Annotated in this window: 15 protein-coding genes; 12 read left to right on the plus strand and 3 right to left on the minus strand. The window is 40.0% G+C overall.

Annotated features, from left to right (window positions below; all coding sequences use genetic code 11):
* Positions 1 to 401 precede the first annotated feature (401 nt).
* Positions 402 to 2,138: an FAD-dependent oxidoreductase gene (locus EA341_RS06490; protein ID WP_293012423.1), complete on the plus strand. Its 1,737-nt coding sequence runs from the start codon at positions 402 to 404 to the stop codon at positions 2,136 to 2,138.
* On the opposite strand, the gene EA341_RS06495 is transcribed toward EA341_RS06490, so the two are convergent.
* Positions 2,122 to 2,511, minus strand: coding sequence for a hypothetical protein (locus EA341_RS06495; RefSeq protein ID WP_293012425.1), 390 nt, complete (start codon positions 2,509 to 2,511; stop codon positions 2,122 to 2,124). The two genes, EA341_RS06490 and EA341_RS06495, sit on opposite strands and share 17 nt — an antisense overlap.
* A 602-nt stretch (positions 2,512 to 3,113) precedes the next feature.
* Here EA341_RS06495 and EA341_RS06500 point away from each other — a divergent pair.
* The 6 genes from EA341_RS06500 to EA341_RS06525 are packed head-to-tail and all read left to right on the plus strand — an operon-like array spanning position 3,114 to position 10,271.
* Positions 3,114 to 3,962, plus strand: a complete 849-nt coding sequence (locus EA341_RS06500; RefSeq protein ID WP_293012427.1) for a hemin ABC transporter substrate-binding protein — start codon at positions 3,114 to 3,116, stop codon at positions 3,960 to 3,962.
* On the plus strand, positions 3,962 to 5,023 hold the full coding sequence (locus tag EA341_RS06505) for an iron ABC transporter permease (protein WP_293012429.1): 1,062 nt from the start codon (positions 3,962 to 3,964) through the stop codon (positions 5,021 to 5,023). The genes EA341_RS06500 and EA341_RS06505 overlap by 1 nt, the downstream gene beginning before the upstream one ends.
* A gap of 1 nt (position 5,024) precedes the next feature.
* The gene (locus tag EA341_RS06510; RefSeq protein ID WP_293012430.1) at positions 5,025 to 5,825 is read left to right on the plus strand and encodes a heme ABC transporter ATP-binding protein; all 801 of its coding nucleotides are present in this window, start codon (positions 5,025 to 5,027) and stop codon (positions 5,823 to 5,825) included.
* 4 nt (positions 5,826 to 5,829) lie between these two features.
* On the plus strand, positions 5,830 to 6,873 hold the full coding sequence (locus EA341_RS06515; RefSeq protein WP_293012431.1) for a ChuX/HutX family heme-like substrate-binding protein: 1,044 nt from the start codon (positions 5,830 to 5,832) through the stop codon (positions 6,871 to 6,873).
* A 41-nt stretch (positions 6,874 to 6,914) separates the two neighbouring features.
* Complete coding sequence (locus EA341_RS06520) at positions 6,915 to 9,179, plus strand: TonB-dependent receptor (protein WP_293012432.1); 2,265 nt, start codon at positions 6,915 to 6,917, stop codon at positions 9,177 to 9,179.
* A 21-nt stretch (positions 9,180 to 9,200) separates the two neighbouring features.
* The gene (locus tag EA341_RS06525) at positions 9,201 to 10,271 is read left to right on the plus strand and encodes an HmuY family protein (protein WP_293012433.1); all 1,071 of its coding nucleotides are present in this window, start codon (positions 9,201 to 9,203) and stop codon (positions 10,269 to 10,271) included.
* Between the two features lie 219 nt (positions 10,272 to 10,490).
* Here EA341_RS06525 and EA341_RS06530 read toward each other — a convergent pair whose 3' ends face one another.
* Complete coding sequence (locus EA341_RS06530; RefSeq protein WP_293012434.1) at positions 10,491 to 10,931, minus strand: hypothetical protein; 441 nt, start codon at positions 10,929 to 10,931, stop codon at positions 10,491 to 10,493.
* Between the two features lie 615 nt (positions 10,932 to 11,546).
* On the opposite strand from EA341_RS06530, the gene EA341_RS06535 reads away from it, so the two are divergent.
* From EA341_RS06535 to EA341_RS06555, 5 genes are all read left to right on the plus strand, one after another.
* Positions 11,547 to 14,609, plus strand: a complete 3,063-nt coding sequence (locus EA341_RS06535) for a glycosyl hydrolase (RefSeq protein ID WP_293012435.1) — start codon at positions 11,547 to 11,549, stop codon at positions 14,607 to 14,609.
* Between the two features lie 28 nt (positions 14,610 to 14,637).
* Entirely contained in the window at positions 14,638 to 15,921 is a 1,284-nt protein-coding gene (locus EA341_RS06540) for a Xaa-Pro peptidase family protein (protein WP_293012436.1), read from the plus strand.
* 255 nt (positions 15,922 to 16,176) lie between these two features.
* On the plus strand, positions 16,177 to 19,224 hold the full coding sequence (locus EA341_RS06545; RefSeq protein WP_293012437.1) for a TonB-dependent receptor: 3,048 nt from the start codon (positions 16,177 to 16,179) through the stop codon (positions 19,222 to 19,224).
* Positions 19,225 to 19,234: 10 nt separating this feature from the next.
* Positions 19,235 to 20,650, plus strand: coding sequence for a RagB/SusD family nutrient uptake outer membrane protein (locus EA341_RS06550; protein ID WP_293012438.1), 1,416 nt, complete (start codon positions 19,235 to 19,237; stop codon positions 20,648 to 20,650).
* Positions 20,650 to 22,185: a peptidase S10 gene (locus EA341_RS06555; protein WP_293012439.1), complete on the plus strand. Its 1,536-nt coding sequence runs from the start codon at positions 20,650 to 20,652 to the stop codon at positions 22,183 to 22,185. The genes EA341_RS06550 and EA341_RS06555 overlap by 1 nt, the downstream gene beginning before the upstream one ends.
* 87 nt (positions 22,186 to 22,272) lie before the next feature.
* Here the strand turns inward: EA341_RS06555 and EA341_RS06560 are convergent, their stop codons facing one another.
* Complete coding sequence (locus EA341_RS06560; protein WP_293012440.1) at positions 22,273 to 23,154, minus strand: pirin family protein; 882 nt, start codon at positions 23,152 to 23,154, stop codon at positions 22,273 to 22,275.
* Between the last annotated feature and the right edge of the window lie 10 nt (positions 23,155 to 23,164).

A 23,164-nucleotide genomic window follows, 5' to 3' on the forward strand; every position in this document is an offset into this window, starting at 1 on the left:
TAATAACTGACTAATGTGCAAAAATAGCCAAAAAAATTATTATATAATTATCATTGACAAGTAAATAGTGAAATTGAAGCATCATATTTCAAAATTAATTTTTATATATTTGAAAGGATTTTTTATGTCTGTATAAGATCTTTATGTTTTATGACTATCCTCCTTTTTACTAGTAGAATCTTCATAATGGAATTAGCCTATGATTTCAATCCAATATCAATGAATGACTTGTCCTCCGTGGCGGATCCAACCCCGAGGCCTCCGGATCAGGTTTATGCAAGACCTTTGTTTGATTGGTTAGTGGTGCAATTTCAGATATACTTATCATGTTTTATAAAAAATTCAATAAAGTTAGGCTAGTCTATGAATTTTTTTAATTTTGAATTTATACGAGGAACAGCATGAACAGAAGAACTTTTATTTCAGGATTAACTTTAAGTACAGGTGCCCTGACCTTGTCGCCTTTAGAGAGCTTTGGTAGCCTTTCATCAAACAAAAAGCAGGTTGAAATATCGGGTAATTACCAACGCTATAAAGCAGATATTGTCATTGCAGGAGGCGGCTTGGGAGGCTGTGCTGCCGCATTCGCTGCATTGCGCAATGGTCTTACCGTCATCATGACAGAAGAAACTGACTGGATAGGAGGTCAGCTAACCCAACAGGCAGTTCCACCTGATGAGCACCAATGGATAGAAACTCACGGTGCAACAGCCCTATACAGGGCTTTTAGAGAGAAAATCAGGGAGTATTATAAAGCTCAGTACCCCTTGACCGATACTGCTAAAAATATAGAATTTTTAAATCCTGGAAATGGATCTGTGTCCCGTTTATGCCACGAACCCAAAGTAGCTTTGTATATATTGCAACAGATGTTTGCACCTTATGAAAGTGCAAGAAAACTGATTATACTTTTGAATCATAAAGCTATAAATGCTGAAAGCGATGGGAAGAAGGTTCGAACTTTAGAAGTCCAGTCTTCAATTTCCAAAAGACGTATTCAGTTAGTCGCACCTTATTATGTAGATGCGACAGAAATTGGTGATCTATTGCCTATGACCGGAACAGATTATGTGACCGGAACTGAATCCAGGTCAGTTACAGGGGAATCGCATGCGCCGGAGGAAGGAGATCCCGAAAATAACCAAGCTTTTACCATGTGCTTTTCTATGGATTTCGTCGATGGAGAGGATTGGGTCATTCCCAAACCCGAACAATATGATTTTTGGAATACTTTTGTGCCAAAACTCTCAAAGCCTTGGCCGGGAAGCATGTTAGGTTTGCATTATTCAAATCCTCAGACTTTAGAACCTAAAAAATTGGGTTTTCATCCAGAGGGAATTCCCACCGGAGACCTGCTTAACCTGTGGTTATATAGAAGGATTCTTCACAAAGATAATTTTGAGGAGGGCTTCTATAAAGGTGACATTACTTTGGTGAATTGGCCACAAAATGACTACCTACCTGGTAATCTGGTCGATGTCTCTGATGAAGAGTTTAAAAAACACGTGGAAGGAGGGAAGCAATTAAGTTTATCCCTCCTGTATTGGTTACAGACCCAAGCGCCTAGACCAGATGGTGGTAAGGGATGGAAAGGTTTGCGGTTAAGGCCCGATGTAGTAGGGACGGAAGATGGATTGGCTAAATATCCATATGTGCGTGAATCAAGAAGGATAAAAGCTCTTTTCACTGTTCTGGAAGAACATGTAGGGAAAGAACAAAGAAGCGAAGTAAGCGGCATGACAGGAGAAGATTTACAAGCTGCTGAATTTTATGATTCAGTTGGAATAGGCTATTACCACATTGATCTCCACCCAAGCTCCAAAGGAGATAATTATATTGACTTTCCATCATTACCTTTTCAGATACCATTGGGAGCTCTTATTCCTCAAAAGATGGAGAACCTGCTTCCTGCAAATAAAAACATTGGGACCACTCATATCACCAATGGCTGTTATAGATTGCATCCCGTCGAATGGAGTATAGGAGAAGCAGTAGGCATGTTGGTTCCTTTTGCCATGGCCAAAAATGTAAAACCGGTAGACGTAAGACAGGATAAAGGTTTGTTGAAGCAGTTTCAGGATATGGTCAGGGCACAGGGAATAGAAACTGAGTGGCCCAAAACTAAACCGAATGGTTGATGGACAATAATTGTCTAAATGCCAAAAAGACAATTACCGCGATTTCTGCGAAAAAATATACCAATCCCAATAACTGCATTTGAGGAAGAAAATACATAATTGCCCCAATAGTAAGACAACAGTAAATCAGATTTGCTACTGCAATTAAACGCATTGGCATTTTCCATTTGGCTGGAAAATTTATAAAATGATAAAAGGAAAATAAAAAATATAAAACTGCAATTGCCGCTAATGTTCTCATCACAAACTGTGGCATGCCAATATGTTCCTGATATATCGGTAAAATCAAGCCAAGCATAATGGCTGTCAAAAATGCCCCAATGCTGTCTGTAAGAAATAGATTTTTAGGTTCCCTCAAATTGTAGCCAGACATTTCATTTTGTTAGATCGATGTTTTTATTTGCGTTTACGACTTTGCTATCAGGAAATAAAAAACCTGATTTAGTTTAATTAGGATATTTATTCTATTTAGATACTCATAGATAATGTTTCAAATTAATCTGCAGTTCTATTTATTTGAAGCCGCTGGTATATAAACATTTAACCAGATTTTTTTAATGCTTATTGAGTTGAACTAATGTTGAATAATCTTATAGATGCTTTAAATATTTAATTTCAGTTCAATTTATAGCTGATTTACTTTCTTTTTTAATATATGGGTACTTTTTGTTTAAACTAGGTTTTCAGATTGTGTATATCCGTTTTCATACGAGTAAGATCCTTAAAATAATATCAACCTGTAATTTCTGACCAAGCTCGAGGTCCTGTAGACAAATTTCTTTACCCAAAAAGAAGTGTTGTAATCATTAAAGAGAAGATTTGAGATAAACATATTTAGATTTTATCTATCTCATTGTCAAATCTATTGCTGATCAATTAAAAATTAAGTCAGATAGAAAATATCAATTAATATTTATTTGGATTTAATCTAAATACACTGATATTTGTCATGTTATTTTAAATCAATCTAAATAAATGAAAAGGTATTTTATAATTCTCTCCTTTTTGATAGGGGCATGTACGAGTCAGGAGAAAACGGGTAATGGAGATGGTTTGAAAATCATAACTGCAGGAGGTACAATTACTGAGATCATTTACGAATTGGGTTTTGGTGACCAAATCATTGCAACGGACATCACTTCTACCTATCCGGCTGCAATGCAGGAACTCCCATCCATAGGATACAGGAATCAGATCAAAGCAGAAGGAGTACTGGCTTTAGGGCCTGATATGATTTTAGCTGAGGAAGGTTATCTCTCAGATGATGTTGTCAGTCAGCTGAAGGGTACAGGGACAGCGGTTCATTTTTTTAAAAAGCCGGTAAAGACAGAGGAAACCTTGGAGTTGATACAGAAGTTATCTGAATTTTTAGATGTCTCCTCCAAAGGAGAAAGTTTGAAAAAATCTTTAATTGAGGACCTGGAAGAATTGACTGAGAAAACTGCAAAGCAGGAGAACGGGAAGCCAAAAGTAGCATTTGTAATGGCAAGGGGAGAGGAAATGGTGTTTGTGGCTGGAGAAGATACTTTTGCTGAGTCCATTATTAGAATGGCTGGAGCAGAATCCACGGGAAAGGGATTCAGGGATTTTATTCCACTGACACCAGAAAGCTTGGTAAGCATGAACCCCGACTATTTATTGTTTTTTGATTCTGGGATCAAGTCCATGGGAGGGCTTGAGGGTTTGAAAAAAATCAGGGGAATAGAAGAGACTACTGCCTTTCAAAAAAATCAGATCCTTTCATTTGATGGACTTTACCTTTCTGGCTTTGGACCAAGAGTAGGGCAGGCAGCATTGGAACTTTCTAAAGCAATTGGATACTGATGTCCCTACAGACGCTTACATATCAAAAAGATAAAAAGCAGTTTCTGGTGCTGGGTGTTTTGACCCTTTCACTATTTGTTGTTTTGATTCTTTCACTTTCCATGGGGGCATTTTCCATTCCTGCCTCTAAAGTCCTTTATGTCATCCTTGATGCTTTGGGCTTACCTGCTGGGGAATTCAGTAAACAGGAATCCAGTGTTTTGTTGGGTATCAGGTTGCCAAGGGTTCTTTTAGCCTTGATGGTGGGAGGTGGTTTGGGGCTTTCAGGTGCAGCTTTGCAGGGCTTGTTTAGAAACCCCTTGGTGGAGCCGGGACTGATAGGTGTCAGTAGTGGTGGAGCATTATTTGCTGTAGTATTTATTGTTTTTGGTAACAGTCTGCCATTCCTTGGATACTTTGGTGCCGCAGGGCTTCCCCTATTTGCTTTTCTGGGAGGCTTATTAAATACTTTTCTAGTTTATAAGCTGGCCAGTCAATCCGGAAAGACTGATATTTCGCTTTTGATTTTAGCAGGGGTAGCACTCAATGCCTTATCTGGAGCATTGATTGGGCTGGCTATATTTTATGCGGATGACGCAGCACTCAGGAACTTCACATTCTGGAGTCTAGGAGATGTTGGAGGGGCCAATTGGCAAAAAGTAGGAGTTTGTTTCATGTTCATTTTAGGACCTATTGGACTGATTCTAAGTCAATATAGACAACTCAATGCTTTGGCAATAGGGGAGAATGAAGCATTCCATATGGGAGTTAATGTTCAAATGGTCAAATATATCCTGCTATTTTGTTCCGCATTGATTGTTGGGACGGCAGTTTCCCTGACAGGTACTATTGGATTTGTAGGTTTGATAGTTCCGCACCTGATTCGGCTGCTATACGGCGCTGACCATAAACTGGTGTTGCCGGCATCTTTTCTCCTTGGAGGGGTATTGCTAAGTCTGGCAGACATACTTGCCAGAACCTTGGTGGCTCCCGCAGAGCTTCCCATAGGAATCATCACAGCCATAATAGGAGCTCCATTCTTTATTTGGTTGATCATAAATTTCAAAAAAATCAGAACTTGATATGCTACAGGCAAACGACATTCATTTTTGTATTCAAAACAGACCCATCGTAGACCGTGCTTCCATGGTTCTTAGGCCTGGTGAGCTGACAGTTATTCTTGGACCTAATGGTGCAGGTAAATCCAGCTTATTCAAGGTCTTATCAGGAGAGCAAGTTTGTAAGGATGGCAGAGTTAGTTATAATGGAAGGCCTTTGGACCAATTCAAAAATAGGCAGTTGGCCCAAGTCCGCTCTGTTATGCCGCAACACAGTTCACTGAACTTCCCTTTTTCGGTGTTGGAAGTAGTGGAATTGGGCTTATTGCCTCTGGGGAAAAATTACGGTGTTGACCTACTTCAGGAGGTAATGAAGCAAACACAAACTTGGGAACTGAGGGATTGTCTTTACGGAAATCTTTCCGGTGGAGAAAAGCAAAGAGTTCAATTGGCAAGAGTGCTGACCCAAATTTGGGAGAAGAAGCCATTTCCCCGATATCTGCTTCTTGATGAACCCACTTCAAGTATGGACATTGCACTGCAGCATCATGTGCTTTCCATTATTCAAAAAATAAAAGAAAGGAACATAGGTGTGCTAGCCATTCTCCATGATCTCAATCTTGCGGCAAATTATGCAGATCAGGTCATCTTGATGAAAAAGGGCAATATCCTTTTTCAAGGAAAGGCTGAATCGGTCATGAATACAGAAAATCTGATGCAAGTATTCGATCATCCCATTAAAGTATATCAGGGAGATGAACGAAGACCAACAATTATCCAAAGCATACCATTTAAAAGTATCAATAATCAAATCAAACAAGCTTAATACCATGGAACCAACAATGATCGAAAACCAACAATCTCTCAAAAAAGCCTGGGAAAATCTCAAAGAAGAAAATCCGAAAATGAGGATTAGAGATGCGGCTAAATCTTTAAGGGTAGCAGAAGCAGAGCTATTGGCCACACAGCTTGGTGAGGGTGTGACAAGGCTTGAAGGTAGCTGGGCGGAAATGCTCATATCCATCAAAAAACTTGGGAAAGTAATGGCACTTACCAGAAATGAAGGGTGTGTTCTTGAAAGTAAAGGAAACTTTCAAAAAATTGATATTCATGGAACTGAACCCAATCAGGTAGCTACCGTGATCGGCCCCATTGAACAGCGTATTTTCTTTTCATCATGGAAGTTTGGCTTTGCAGTCGTTCAGCATGGTCCCAGGGGAATCATGAGAAGCCTTCAGTTTTTTGACAAAGCAGGTGAGGCAGTTCTTAAAGTTTACTTGCAGGAGAAATCAGATGTCCATGCATTCGAAGATTTTGTTTTCCATTACACTGCTGCATACCAGTCTTCTGAACTTGAAATTGAAGCATTCCAGGAAGTGACTTATGCTGAAAGTATTGATTTGAAAGCATTTACCCATGACTGGGAAAATATGAAAGATACCCATGATTTTTTTGGAATGCTGAGAAAATATAAAGTTTCCAGACTGGATGCTGTCAGGTGGATAGATGATAAGTGGGCTTATGAAATTGATAGGCTTTCTGCCAGAAAGATCCTAGAAAAAGCTTCTGAAACCAAACTGCCCATCATGATTTTCGCAGGCAATAAGGGAAATATTCAAATCCATCAAGGCAAAGTGAGAACAATCCGGCAAATGGGGGATTGGCTGAATGTTTTAGACCCCGATTTCAATATGCATCTGGACGAGAACACCATTTCAAAGGCATTTGTGGTTCACAAAAATACAGATGACGGTTTAGTGTCTTCGGTTGAATTATTCGACAAGTCCGGGGAAATGATCGCACAGTTCTTTGGCTTAAGAAAGCCTGGATTGGCCCAACTTCCTGAATGGAAGCTACTGGTTGATAGTCTTTAATGCTTTGGGGGTTTTTAGAGCCCCCAAAAAATTTTAACACCATGTTTAGAATTAATCTTAATAAAGTTATTATGCTTGGCATCAGCCTTTATTTGATTTCCATAAGCCTTTTGGCAAAAGAAATCAAAGGAGAGGTTAAGGACAGTCAAGGTAACCCTATCCCTTTTGCAACCATAAGCTCTTCAGAGGGACGGGGAGTGGTAGCCGATGAAAGGGGCCGTTTTGAAATTCAATTTGGAGGGACGGAGTGTAAGCTGCAGGTGCAGGCAATGGGCTTTAGACCCCAAACTGTAACCGCTGAACTTGAAGGGGAGTTTCTCAGCATTGTGCTTCAGGAGGCCATAGCCGCATTAGATGAAGTTGTCATCACAGGTAATTTTGAAGCCCAATCTGCAAGACAGTCTGTCTATCAGGTCAGGTCTATAGGAAGGGAGACAATTGAAAAACGGGCTGCTGGAAATATTCAGGAAGTACTCAATACCGAGTTGGGTATCAGGTTTTCCCAGGATAATGCACTTGGAGCGAGCAATCTTGAGATGTTGGGTATGTCAGGTCAAAATGTAAAAGTACTTATAGACGGCATTCCCATGGTGGGTCGTCAGGGGGTTTCCAACGAAATCAATATCAATCAGATTGACATCAATCAGATCGAAAAAATAGAAATCATAGAAGGGCCTATGTCTGTCATGTACGGCGCTGATGCCCTAGCCGGAGTAATTAATATCATTACCAAGAAGCCAGTAAGTACAAAAGGATACAATATTTCGGCAAGAATCCAGGAAGAGACTGTTGGTAATTCTTATGCGCCTTTTTTAGGAGCGGGGAATCATATCCAAAGCATTCAGGGCCAATACAGGACAGGGGGGGCATGGAGTATGGGCGCTTCCTTCACACAAAACAGATTTGGAGGTTGGAAAGGAAGTTTTACCGGAAGGCAATTTGAATGGCTTCCTAAAAACCAGAATATGGGAACTGCATTCCTTGGATTCCAGAAAGGGAACTGGGAAGTCGACTATTCCCTGGACATGCTTGAGGAGACTGTATTCTCTTTTGGTCCTGAAAACCGGATAGAAAACATAGACAGGGAATTTCAGACTCAAAGATATATGCACAGGTTCCAGGCAAGATTGGATGCCTCTGAAAAATTCAAGGCCTCCCTGCAGGCAGCATATACAGATTACACAAGGGAAACTGTTACATGGATCACCAACCAAAGAACTGCTGAGAAAAGTCTTTCAAAAGCCCCTGATGCACAATCTACACTGCAGTATAATGGCTTTACGCTGAGGGCCACCGGTCTTTGGTCAATTTCCAAAGCTTTTAATCTTCAGCCCGGTATTGATATCAATACTGAAAATGGGATAGGAGACAGGATATCCAGCAATGAAGGAATTCAGGATTACGCAATATTCCTATCCAGCGAAATTTCGGTTAAGGACAAATTAAAAATCCGACCCGGACTAAGAAGGACATATAATTCTGCTTATGAGGCTCCGCCTATTATACCTTCTATAAATACCAAGCTGACTTTGGGAAAAAGGCTTGACCTAAGAGCAGCCTATGCAAAGGGGTTCAGAGCGCCTTCGATCAGAGAACTCTACTTCGATTTTTTTGATGCCAGCCATTCGATTCAGGGAAATCCCGATTTGAGGGCCGAAACATCACACAGTTTTAATGCTTCCCTGAATTTAGAACGCAGTAAGGATAAGAAGATTCAATATGGAGCGGTTTTAACAGGGTTTTACAATATCGTAAATGACCAAATTGCCTACAGCATTGATCCTACAGATCCAAGAATTACCACATTGTTCAACGTGGAAGAATTTAAGACTATGGGAGCTACTTTCAATCAACGTTTCAGTTTTAGAGACTGGAATGCAAATTTGGGTTTTGCCCGTATAGGCAGGTACAACAGGATCTCATCTGAAAGTCTGGTGTTGCCGGAAATGCTCTATTCCAATGAATTCAATGCAAATGTGGATTACAGGATTAAAAGAATTGATACATACATCAGCCTTTATTATAAATACACAGGCGCGCTTCCAGGATTTGAAATGACTTCTTCCTCCGATGGAGAATTGAGCCCAAGACCTATTCAAATAGATGGGTTCCACTGGATGGACCTGACCTTAAGAAGGGATTTTGGTAAATCACTGCAGGTTCAGACAGGAGTCAGGAACCTGATGAACCTGACCAATATACAAAGCACGGCTACCTCAGGTGGAGCTCATGGAGGTGGACCTCAAAGGCCAATGGGTTACGGGAGGTCTTATTTTCTTGGAATTACATACCAACTATCTAAATAAAATACCTTAACAGATTAAATTATGAACAAATTGACTAATTTGAAAATGGGCGTTTTGGCCCTTTTGGCTGCGGGAACTTTCACCGCATGTGCTGAAGATAATGACCCAGTAGTGGAAATTCCTCCAGTGGAAGATGCTTTTATGGAAATCAACGGAGGGGGGAGTACTTTTCCCAATATGGCTTTTGTTAAATTGAGTAACGAAAAGCAAACTACGGTGACACGGGAATCCTGGGATTTGGCTTTTTCCAATAACTCCGAATTCAAAGTCTTGATCAATGGAACTACGGGTGCCATGGCATATGAAACAGAAATGACTTCCTTTGAAGAACTGGAAACCGGTTATATTGAGAACTTGAAGACTTCAGGAACTTTGGTACTTGACTTCAACAATATGAACAGCATTCTTTATGTGGATGATCCTAAAAATCCCATTCAAAATGGAACTGCTTTGGGAACCATAGGAAGCTCTGAATCTGAGGCCCGTGTTTTTGTCTATCAGCGTGGCAACAGTGGTGTTGAGGACAGGGATTGGCATAAAATTAAAGTTTTCCGTTCCGGTGAACGTTATGTTTTGCAATTTGCTCCGGTATCTTCCAATGAAATCACCACCGTAGAAATAGCAAAAACACAGGATTTTAATTTTGTTTACTACTCTTTGGATCAAGGATCGGTAGAAGTTGAGCCTAAAAAGGAGAACTGGGATTTTGTTTGGACTGCCGGTACTTCCTCAACACCTTTTCCACAGGCTACCAATGGAACATTGGGTTACTTCTTTCAAGATTTAGTATACCATAACATTTATGGAGGTGTAGAAGCATCCATGGTATTGGAAACTGATATAGCTTATGATAATTTTGATGAAGCTGATCTTACTTCTATTTCATTCAACAGTAATGATCGTCTTGTTATTGGATCTTCTTGGAGAGCAGGTGGTGGCCCCAATTCTTCTCCGTCTACAAGAGAAGACAGGTATTACTTGATCAAGGATACCCAAATGAATGTATACAAACTTAGGTTTTTATCGCTGACATCCGGAGGTGAAAGAGGAAGACCTTCCTTGGAGTATGCCTTAGTGAAGGTGGGGAGTTAAAAAGTATAATTTTCTTTAAAATATGTATTTCAATAGATAATGGATCCCGAGGCCTCGGGATTAGCTTGAAATTATAGGTTAATTCTATTACGAAAATTATACTGGTAAGAAAGTGGATAATCATATAAGAAAATAATCCAGCTAAGCTTTATAACCAACGTCAAGCTTAATGAAAAAAAATAGCCCCGGAATAAGAGAATTCAGGGGCTATTTAATTTTTTATTTCGATTGAACAAGTTTTTCGCGGTCTTCGATAAGGAAAGTGTATCGGTCAAGAAACTGGTTATTATCACCCGTTTTTTTCTCCCAAATCATATGAGTTTTGGTTTGAAGAATCGTGTAAGTGCCATTTAAGATTAACGTCCAGTCAAAATCAGCAGTCCACATACATTCATTTTCAAAACTGATAGTATTTTCAGATACTAAATAACTGCCTTTGCATAAGGCCGGGTATTTAGACCTTGAACTATTTCCTTCCCATTTTCCAGACCTTAAAAGTATTGTTACTTCCGCAACAGGTCCAGCTTCATCTCCTGAAATTCTTTGAAAAGTACCTTCCAGTTCCATTTTTTCCGATAGTAAAGTTACGTTTTCTGCTTCTGCACAAGATAGCCAAAGTAAGCAAATCAAAATAAATTGAAGAAAGTAAGAAATTTTCATGGTATATGGTGTTGGATGTCTGTTATAAGACGCTGATCAGATTCACTTTGTCTCAGTTTTTAGGGTAAGATTTTCTCATTTTCTCAGGACATCAAAAAAGATGTTCTATATGGAATCAGACTTACCACTTTTCATGCCAGTATATGCTACGAAATTTTTAGGTTAACACTTTTTTTAATCTTATTTATGATTAGTATTTTCTTTCAATAATGGATGGAAAAAATTGAGTCTATATTCCTGAACTGAAACCTTTTGAAAAATGAATACCTGAAATATATAGTTGGTCAAAATTAAGCGATCACTGATTTAAGTAATCAATATATGTTTATAGGGTATTAATGGTGAAAAAATGGAATTATAAAAGATTTTGCTAATACACTTAGACTACAAATCAAAAGGAATACAATACTATATCACCGCTGGAATATAATTGGGGAGGCTGGGGAATTTTCTTTTGTAACTTCAAATCATCTTCCAAAACCACAGAGGACAATTTCCTTTCGCTGTAAATTCTAATACGAACATATGAATAAAAATCTACTCTTCTCTTTAGTAATAGTGCTTCTAGTGTCTATTCAATCGTTTGCACAAATTAATCCAGCTTCATTAGACCAAATGAATTTTAGATTCATTGGACCAGATGGTAACCGAACCATTGCTGTAAGGGGAGTACCTGGAGACATGTTGACCATGTATGTTGGAATGGCTTCTGGAGGACTTTATAAAAGTGAAGATGGAGGAGGTACTTGGGCATCTATTTTTGATGATCAAGACATTTCATCAGTTTCTGCTTTATCATTAGCTCCCAGCAACCCTGACCATGTTTGGGTGGGTACAGGAGAGACCTTTTTGATCAGGCCTGCGCACGCCATGGGTAATGGAGTATATAAGTCTACTGATGCTGGAAAAAGCTTTAAGCATGTTGGACTTAAGGAGACTGCAAGAATCAGCCAAATAGAAGTTGACCCAAGGGATCCAAATGTTGTTTATGCAGCATCTTTGGGTCACACTTATGGACCACAGCAGGAAAGAGGCATTTTCAAAACGACAGATGGAGGGGAAAATTGGGATCATGTACTTTTTGTGGATGAAGGTACCGGAGCCAGTGATATGGCCATGAACCCCAAGAATCCAGATATTATTTTTGCAGCATTTTGGTCTATTGATATCAAAACTTATGGATTGAATAGTGGTGGTCCAGGAGGTGGAATTTACAGAAGTAAAGATGGTGGCAAAACTTGGGAGCCCATGAAAAACAATGGACTTCCCGGAGGAGAAACCAATCCAGTTGGGAAGTCATCGGTAGCAATCGCATATAGTGATCCAAACGTGGTTTATGCACTTTTTGAGATGGATAGCCCCCAGCTATGGAAATCTACAGATGGGGGAGATTCTTGGGAATTGACCATGATCAACCATACCATCAATGAAAGAGCACCCTATTATACAAGGCTGAGGGTTTCGACAGATGATCCTGACGAGGTGTACTTTGCTTCTGTTAGGTTTAGTACTTCCAGGGATGGAGGTAAAACCTTGGAAGAAGCGGGATATAAGGCTGGTGGAGATAACCATGACATTTGGGTGGATCCTTTGAATCCAGACAGAATCATGGTAGCCCATGATGGTGGTATGGGAGTTACTCTAAACAAACAAAAAACATATCGTCAGTATGTCTTTCCAAACGCACAGATGTATCATGTATGGACGGATAATCAGGTTCCCTATAATGTCTTTGGCAACAGACAAGATGGTTACTCATACAGAGGACCTAGCAATAGCCGTCAGGGCAGTATTCCACTAGGACTTTGGCATGCTGTAGGAGGATGTGAAAGTGGTTGGGCAATTCCTGATCCTGTTGACAATAATATTATATGGTCAGGCTGCTATGACGGAGGGCTTCAGGTATATGACCTGAATACAGGACATGCGAGAGATGTGAGGGTATGGCCCGAGGCAGGATATGGCTGGGCTCCGGCTGATATGAAGTACAGATGGCATTGGTCATTTCCAATATTTATCAGTCCCCATAACCACAAAAAAGTCTATGTCGGCAGCCAATTTGTTCACAAAACAGAAGATTACGGACAAAGTTGGAAAATCATCAGTCCGGATTTAACAAGAAATGATAAGTCCCATCAGCAGGCATCTGGAGGTATTGCGATAGATAACCTCATGACTTTTGATGCCTCAGTGCTTTTTGCAATTGCGGAGTCTCATCTGGAAGATGGGTTGATTTGGGTAGGTTCCAATGACGGTTTGGTTCACATTACCAGAGATGGAGGAGAAAACTGGAGTAATGTGACAGATCAGATTCCGGGCAAACCGGAACTGGGAACCATTTCCAGTATTGAACCCTCCAGGCATCAGCCAGGAACAGCATATGTTACCGTAGACGGACACCAAATGGGAGATTTCGACCCATATATTTATAAAACCTCTGATTATGGACAATCATGGACGCTCATCAGCGGCGGTATTGAAAAATCAGAATCGAGTTTTGTACATGTCACCCGTGAAGACCCTGCGGTTGAAGGGCTTTTATATACAGGAACTGACAAAGGCTTGTATATTTCAAAAGATGACGGTCAAAGTTGGTTTAGGTTAAGAAATAACCTCCCACCTGTTCCTATTTATTGGATGACCATTCAAGAAAACTTCAGAGACCTTGTCATAGGTACCTATGGAAGAGGGTTTTATATTCTAGATAATATCACACCCATCCGCGAATTAGATCAGGAAATATTGGCCAAAGATGTCCACCTTTTTGATCAGCGACCTGCTTATAGGTTTCAGGAAATTCAGGGAATTAAGACAGAAGGACGTTCCATGACTACCGGTCTCAATCCACCTTATGGCATGGACATCAATTATTTTTTGAAAAAAGATGCAGAAAAGGTAACCATTGAAATTCGAAAAAAGGATGGTACCCTGATTCGGACTTTGAAAGGCAATGACAAAGAAGGTGTCAATAGGGTTTGGTGGGATTTGAGATATGAGCCTACACTTCAACCACGTCTTTTGGTGTCTCCTCCTGACAAACCTTGGGTGAAATTAGAAGGCAGGGAATTTAGACCCTTGGTTACTTGGGACATCGATTTGTATCGAGGTCAATTTGGACCTAGGGTTGTACCTGGGGAATATGATATTCATGTAATTGTAGATGGTCAGACTCTTCAACAGACTGGAGAGGTAATCAAAGATCCGAATACAGCAGGAACGATGGAAGATATTGAAAAGCAGGTGGCTTTTTCCCTTGAACTCAATAAGGCTATGAATGAGGTGGTCACTACCATCAATGAAATAGAAGAAATCAGAAAAGAACTTGAAGAATTGATACTACTTGAAAGTGATGAAGAGGTTGCTGTAAAAGTTGCCGAACTGGAAGAGAAAATTTTGAAAGTAGAAGGCGAACTGTTTGATATCAATCTTACAGGAGCAAGGGAGGATGCGTTCAGGAGTCCAATGAAACTTTACGGAAGAATATCTGCTTTGGCGAGCGACATTGGTAGTTTTGGTGCTGACTTCAAGCCTACCAATCAGCAAGTTGAAGTTTATGATGTATTCAGAAAACAACTTGATGATATTCAGAAACAATACCAGAAATTGATCGATGAGGAAATTCCTGCCTTTAATCAATATTTGATGTCAAGAGATCTGGAATTGCGATTGAAAAGATAAAACCACACACCAAAACCTAAGTCATTTTATGAAATTCAATAGAAGATCCTTTATCAAAGCAGCGGCCATTGCCCCTGCAATTACCCTTCCATTCGTATCCTGTTCTGAAACAGATAATTCAGTTAAGGGGCAAAATTCCGGAACTGGGATAGATTACAGCAACCTGCAAAATATGATGGGTGATGTAAAGCCGATTTCAAGAGAGGAAAGACAGTCCAGGATAGAAAAAGCACAGGAACTTATGCGCAAGAATAAGGTGGATGCATTATTTCTTGAACCAGGAACCAGTATGAAATATTTTCTGGATTTTGATTTCTTTCTTTCTGAAAGAATGGTTGCAGCGGTAATTCCTGCCAATGGCGACGTCATGTATGTATGTCCAAAATTTGAAGAGGATAAGGTAGGGGAATTGGTCAAGTTTGGATCAGATATCAGGACATGGGAAGAACATGAAAGCCCTTATGCAGTAGTCAAAGGAATTTTGTCTGATAAAGTAGGCAGAACAGGAACCTTAGGAATTGAAGAAAGATGCAGGTTTTTTCTATATGACGGGATAAAGGGAGAAGCTAGTGGATTTAACTATGTGCTCGCTGATGATATTACAGCAGGCTGTAGGATATATAAGTCAGCATCTGAAATTGCGCTGTTGCAAAAAGCAAATGACATTACGATTGATGCGTATAAAAAAGTTTTTGATTCTCTAAGAGAAGGTATGACCCAGGATGATTTCAGGGAAGTTGCCACACAGGCACACAAAGCTTTGGGAGTTACCGGTTCTATTGGAGCAAATTTTGGAAAATGGACAGCATTTCCCCATGGAAGCAGTAAAATGCAGACTTTGAAAGAAGGAGATGTAATACTAGCAGATGGAGGATGTGCTGTGGAAGGCTATAGGTCTGATATCAGCAGAACCATTGTATTTGGAAAGCCTACTGAAAGACATAAGGAGGTTTGGAATTTGGCAAAGGAAGCACAGGCTGCTGCATTTGATTTGGCTTCTAAATCAGGTACAACTTGTGAGGATTTGGATAAGGTTGCACGGGGGGTGATTTCAGATGGAGGTTTTGGGCCAGATTACAAATACTTTTCCCACAGGCTTGGTCACGGAATAGGAATGGATGGTCATGAGTGGACCAATCTGGTAAGAGGAAACAAAACTCCTTTGGAAAAGGGAATGTGTTTCAGTAATGAGCCGGGCATCTATATCGTTGGTGAATTTGGGGTTAGGGTTGAGGATTGTATGTATATAGGAGATGATGGCCCTGTTTATTTTTCTCAACCAAGTCCGTCTATAGATGAGCCATTTGCCTAATGTAAATATGAATTAAAAAAACTCTTTATGACCTTTAAAATTAATCAGGTACCTTTCATATTAGTTAAAATTTATATAATTCAAATAAAAAATTAATATAAAACAAGTAAAAAATAAATTTTAATTACAATTCATTTTTTAAATTAAATATTTAGTGGTTATTATGTGACTTGTTGTAGTATTCTTATGTAGGTGGTTTTTATTTTGGGAAATAAGTCAGGAAATTTAGACTTATGTTAACAAATTAATCATACCATGAGAAAAACTTTACTGACAACATGTATGCTGTTACTAGCGGTAATCAGCGTATATGCACAATCACGTACCGTTACGGGACGGGTCACATCGGCAGATGAGCCTGAGGGGATCCCGGGCGCAAACATACTGGTAAAAGGTACCGGTGTAGGAACAGCAACTGACTTAGATGGTCGGTTTTCTATTGCTGTGAATTCAAATGATGATGTACTTGTATTCTCCTTTGTGGGATACGACCCACAGGAAATCCGAGTAGGGAATCAGTCTGAGATCAATGTAAGTTTGGTTCCTGACACAGAAACTTTGGGTGAGATAATCGTCGTAGGTTACGGAGAGCAGGATAGAAGAACTCTGACCAGTTCAATTTCTTCCATAAAGGGGAAGGATGTTGAAAACCTCCCTATCACTTCACCGGATCAATTGCTGCAGGGCCGAGCTCCTGGTGTAGTTGTAAATTCTGAATCAGGTGAACCAGGTGGTGGGATGAATATCCGTATTCGTGGTACCACTTCAATTACAGGTAATTCTGATCCTCTATACGTCATAGATGGAGTGCCAATAATTTCTGACAATATTGCGGCTACTACATTTGGTCAGCCAGTTAATCCATTGGCTGATTTAAACCCTGCAGATATTGAGTCAATGGAAATTTTGAAGGATGCGTCTGCTACAGCTATTTATGGGGCAAGGGCAGCGAATGGTGTGGTTTTGATTACTACCAAAAGAGGGAAAAGTGGAAAGCCGGTAGTGAACATAAGCATGTTTGGCGGGATATCAGAACCATGGAGAAGTCCTAATGATATAAGAGTTGATGGTCCTACCTTTGAAAGACTTCAAAATGAAGCCAGCAGAAATAACTGGATAGATAGAAATGGATCTTTGGATAATCCCAATTCAGCAGGTCAGGCTTATCAAGCCCCATTCCCTAACCCAGATGAGGCAATAGATACCAACTGGTTTGATGAGATTTTTCAAACAGGTTCTATCAGAAGTCTCGATGCTTCAGTCGCGGGTGGTGATGATAGAATAAAGTATTTTGTTTCTGCCAATAATTTTGCCCAGGAAGGCTTGGTTAGGCCAGCATCCTTCGAAAGGAACAGTGGAAGGATGAACCTTGATTTCATGGTTACTCCTAGATTAAAAATAGGTACCAGTGCTACTTATTCTGTAAATACCAGAGATAGAGCATTGAATGGAAACGCGATTGAAGGATCTCTTTCAACTGCTTTCTTTTATCCAAGTAATTTCCCCATCCGGGAAGATGACGGAAGTTATTTCAGACCTTTCTGGGAAAACCCAGTAGCAGTTGCCAATGAAACTGAATATCTAATGAAGACGACCAGATTAATTGGAAGCGTTTTCGCAGATTGGGAGATCACTGATGGATTGGTTTTCAAAAGTACTTGGAGCATAGATAACAATTTGGTAGAAGAAGACAGGTATTTTAATACATTCCTTGCGGCTGGTGCAGCTTTAAACGGTTCAGCACAGTCATTTGTAACCCGAAGTAACAATTGGATCAATGAAAATGTATTGACCTATCAGAAAAACTTTGGCGATCATAATCTCAATATTCTTTTAGGTAATACCCTTCAAGAAAATCAGTTCCTAAGAACCCAAGCATTTGGACAGGGTTTTCCTTCCAACTCCTTTAAGAGGATTGAATCTGCAGCGGTAAAAAATTCAAGCAGTACAGGTACTTCTTGGGGAATAGCCTCTTTTTTCTCTAGGGTTAATTATGGGTATAAGGGTAAATACTTATTTACTGCCAATATGAGGGCTGATGCGTCTTCTAGGTTCGGGATTGACAACAGATGGGGTTATTTTCCATCTGTAGCTGGTGCATGGAGAATGATTGATGAAGGTTTTATGGAAAGTGTGAGAGGTACGGTTTCAGATTTAAAATTCCGTGCAAGTTATGGTATTACTGGTAATCAAGGTGGTATTCAAGATTTTCAATCATTAGGTCTTTGGGGAGGCATGAGAGGTGGTCTTAACCTTGGCGGAGTAGGCCAACCTGGTGGTCCTGCTTCCTACGTAGATGCACCTGGAATTGCACCTAATCAATTGGCAAATCCAGATTTGAGGTGGGAAACCACAGCTCAATTTAATATTGGTGTAGATGTAGGTTTCTGGAATGATAAGTTGACATTGACTTTTGACTACTATGACAAGCAGACAAAAGATCTATTACTGAATGTACCGGTTCCAAAATCAACAGGTTTTAGTATTCTGACCCAAAATTTTGGGGAAATGGAAAACAAAGGATTTGAATTGGGAATCAATGCTTCTATAATAGAAAGAGAAAACTTTACATGGACATCCAGTTTCAACGTTTCCAGAAACAATAACTTGGTCAAGCGTCTTGCTTTCCCATTCTCTACTTTCACAAGAGATTATGTTAGGGTAGAAGAAGGTTATCCATTGAATTCCTTCTGGGTTCACGTACAAGAGGGAGTTGATCCTGAGACCGGTGATATCATCTGGGATACCATGGGTGATGAAGAATTTAATCCAAATGTACACCGTCAGATAATGGGAAATGCAATTCCAAGATATGTAGGTGGTTGGACCAATATGGTGAATTACAAAAATTGGGATTTCATGATATTCTTCCAGTTTGCTGAAGGTCTTAATACCTTGAATTACGGAAGATTCTTCTTCGAACACGGAGGAGAAAGAAATACAGGTTACTCTGCTCAGCAATTGGACAGATGGCAACAGCCAGGAGATATCACAGATGTTCCTAGAATGGCATCAAGAAATTACAGTGCTGACTTGAGGCCTTCGAGACATGTGGAAGATGGTTCTTTCTTAAGGTTAAAAAACACAAGTATAGGATACACACTTCCTACTCCAATCACGCAGAGAGTAGGTGTAAGCAGGGCACGTTTTTATGCCGCAGCCCAAAACTTGCTTACATGGACCGGTTATTCAGGCTTGGATCCAGAAGTGAGTACAAGTCCATCTAACCTGGTTTCAGGGGTAGATATCGCTGTTATGCCACAACCAAGAACCTACACGTTGGGAGTAAACTTAACATTCTAAAGCCATGATAATGAAAAAGTATATATATAAAGGAATGGCTGCAGGATTTATAGTCCTGTCAGGCCTAGGAATAAGTTGTAATGTATTGGACCAGGATCCCCAGTTTCAGATTGCTACCGATGAAGCATTTTCAAATGTAGTGAATGCTGAAGCGGCCTTGAACGGTCTATACAATGAAGCCCAATTGGTTTACAATTGGAGGGTTCAAACCCTTGGAGAGCTTGCCTCTGATTTGGTGCAATCAATTGATACATGGGATAGTTTCAATGTAATTGATGAGTTTAGACAAACCCCCGATAATACCGAGGTCGATGATCTTTACACTCAGATTTACAGAACGATTGACCTTGCCAACAATATCATTGCCTTCGGTCCCAATGTTCCAGATTTAAGTCAGGAAAGGATCAACGATATGTTGGGTCAGGCTTACACTTTCCGAGGTATGATGTATTTTGAATTGGTGAAATACTTTGGCGGAATTCCCGGAAAGTATGGCGAATTAGGAGTCATCCTAGAAACGGAGCCATCTATTGGAATAAGTGATGATTCATTTCAGGAAAGAGCCAGTCTTCAAGATACCTGGAATCAAGTCAGGTCTGATCTTGAAATGGGTGAAAGCATGCTTACAGAATCCCGTGCAAGTAATTTCTTATCTAGGTCCAGGTTAGTTAAATCTGCCGCTACGGCAATGTTGGCCAGGTATCATCTATATCTTGATAATTGGGCAGATGCTGAATCAAAAGCTAATGAGGTAATCACTCAAGGATCTTTTGAATTGGTAGAACCATTTGCAGCGATTTTTAGAACAGATTTCTCTGCAGAATCTATTTTCGAAATGCATTATAATGTGATTGATTTCAGTGGTTTTAGACAATGGTATTATCCTGCTAGTTTAAATGGTAGAGGTGGTTTGAGCTTCCATGTTCCATTTGAACAAGAGCTTCTCGCCAGACAAGGTGAGGATGAAAGAAGTGATTTGATTGCATTTAACAGTGCTTTTGGCGGAGTATATTATTCAACCAAATTTGATGAATTACAAAATGCATCCAACGTACCTGTTTTGAGGATTGCAGAAATGTACCTAATCCGTGCTGAAGCTAGAGCCATGCAAGGAAACATTGCAGGTGGTCTTACCGATTTAAATGCTGTAAGAAACAGGGCTGGCTTAGGCAATGCCTCAGCTAGTAACGGTGATGAGTTGTTAGATTTGATTTTGGAAGAAAGAAAGTTTGAGTTTGCAATTGAAGGACATAGGTTCTTTGACATGACCAGAACTGATAGGGCTATTGATGTATTTACCGATATTCCTAGAACTACAGGTTCTACTACCTATTCGATAGGTGATAGGGGCAGGTATGTTTTCCCAATTCCAAATTCGGAGATATTTACGAATCCTAATATGGTTCAAAACCCTGCTTATCGTTAATGAAAACACAATTTAATTTTACTAAAAAAATGCTGATGGCCTGCCTCCTCTATTTGGGGAGTGCAGGCTCTCTGCTCATGGCTCAGGGAATTTCCGCAGCTGCCACTCCCAATCAATTGATCATGCAGGAGTTGGAGGTTGCCGAGAAAGATCACAGTATTCAGGCAGGAGGCAAAAACCTCAATTATAAGACTACTGCGGGATTTATGCATATGTCCAATGAGGAAGGAAAAGAAAAGGCTAAGTTTTATTTTACAGCATATACTTTAAAAAGTGTAAGTAATCCAAAAGACAGACCTATCACCTTTGTATTTAATGGTGGTCCCGGTTCTTCCTCAGTTTGGCTTCATATGGGAGGTTTAGGCCCAAGAATGATAGAAATGACAGAAGATGGAGAAGCTTTGCCTCCCCCATATAATGTCATAGACAATCCCAATACCTGGTTGGATAAAACCGATTTGGTATTTATCGACCCAATTGAGACAGGCTACAGCAGACCTGCAGAAGGAGAGGATAAGAAACAGTTCCTTGGATATGTTGAGGACATTGCTTCTGTGGGTGATTTTATCCGTGCTTATGTTTCTGAATTTCAAAGATGGAATTCTCCAAAATTCCTTTCGGGTGAAAGTTATGGTACGACCCGTGCAGCAGGTCTCTCTGGATACCTGCAAGACAGGTATGGAATGTATTTGAATGGAATCATCATGATCAGTGCGGTAACTAATTTTGCAACCCTGAATTTTGCAAAAGGTCATGACCTTCCTTATATCATGTATTTGCCCACTTACGCCGCAATAGCAGCATATCATAAGACTTTGCCTTCTGAGATCAGTGATGTGGATGGATTTATAGAGGAAGTCCGTCAGTATGCCAAAGGTGAATATGCAAGCATGCTGATGAAAGGTGATCAGCTAACTGACGCTGATAAGCAGCAATTGGCAAATAAATTACATGAATATACCGGCCTTTCGAAAGCGTATCTGGATCAGACGCATTACAGAATCAATATCGGTAGGTTTGTCAAAGAATTGCTCAGAGACAGGAAACAGACTGTTGGAAGACTGGATGGTAGGATTTTGGGACTTGACTACGATCATGCTGGTGAAGGTTTTGAATTTGACCCAAGTTACAGCAAGGCAATCTATGGGCCTTACAGTATGGCTATCAATGATTACCTAAGGAGGGAACTCGGTTTTGAATCCAATCTTGCTTATGAAATCCTTACAGGCAGAGTGAGACCATGGAATTACAATAATGTTCAAAATCAATACTTGAATAACTCAGAAACCTTGAGAAATGCGATCCATAAAAACCCATACCTTAAAGTGATGTTTATCAATGGGTATTATGATCTGGCAACGCCTTTCTTTGCTACAGAATATACTGTAGATCACATGATGGTGGCCCCTGAGCTCAAAGACAATATCAGCATGAAATATTACCAATCCGGACACATGGTATATATCCATAAGCCGTCTTTGGATAAAATGACTGTTGATGTAAGAGAGTTTTATGATGAGACTTTGAAAAAGTAATATTCGTCTAGCTCTTATGTTTCAGTATTTCAAAAACAATAAAAGCCACTCATATTGGGTGGCTTTTATTGTTTCATATAATTGCAATCAACCTTTTTTAAATTCCGGGTAAGGCACAAAATCTGTTTCTCCTGGTACTTTTGGAAATTCTTGGTTCTTCCACATTTCCCGGGCTTCTTTAAGCCTTTCCTTACTGGAGGAAACTAAATTCCAATCTATGTATCTTTCTTCAGGAAATGGCTCGCCTCCAAAAATATAGACTGTAGAATGGGCCTCTATTTCAAATTCACACAAACTACTATCTGTTGCTATGAGAATTTGCCTGGAACCATAGGTATGGCCGTCACTATTGACAGAACCTTCAAGGATATATAAACCACTTTCACCAAAGAGCTCTTCCCCAATATTGATTTTTTGGACAGTCTTGCTTTTGATTTCTATCATAAATAGCTTGCTGTGTACAGGAACAGGAGATTTTAAACCAAAAACTTCACCCGCAATTACTTTGACTGTAGCAGACCCCAACTTCAAGGAAGGGATTTGATCTGCTTCCACATGGGTGAATGTCGGCTCGGACTCTTCTAATTCTTTGGGAAGTGCCACCCAAATCTGCAATCCATGCAAAGATTTATCAGTTTCTCTAAGGTACTCTGGTGTCCTTTCTGAATGCACCACTCCCTTTCCCGAAGTCATCCAATTTACCGCTCCAGGTTTGATCTCCACTTCACTACCTATGCTATCTCTGTGTATGATAGATCCTTCAAAAAGGTAAGTCAATGTAGAAAGTCCAATATGAGGATGCGGTGGCACATCAAGGTTTTGGTAATCTTTTAATTTCGCTGGACCCATATGGTCAATAAATACGAATGGACCGACTGCTCTTTTTTGCCTAAAAGGAAGGAGCCGCCCAACCATAAAGTTTCCTATGTTGGCGGCTCTTTCTTCAATTATGAGTGAAATATTGGACATTTTTATTGTT

The sequence above is a fragment of the Mongoliibacter sp. genome (assembly GCF_007692705.1).
GTDB lineage: Bacteria > Bacteroidota > Bacteroidia > Cytophagales > Cyclobacteriaceae > Mongoliibacter.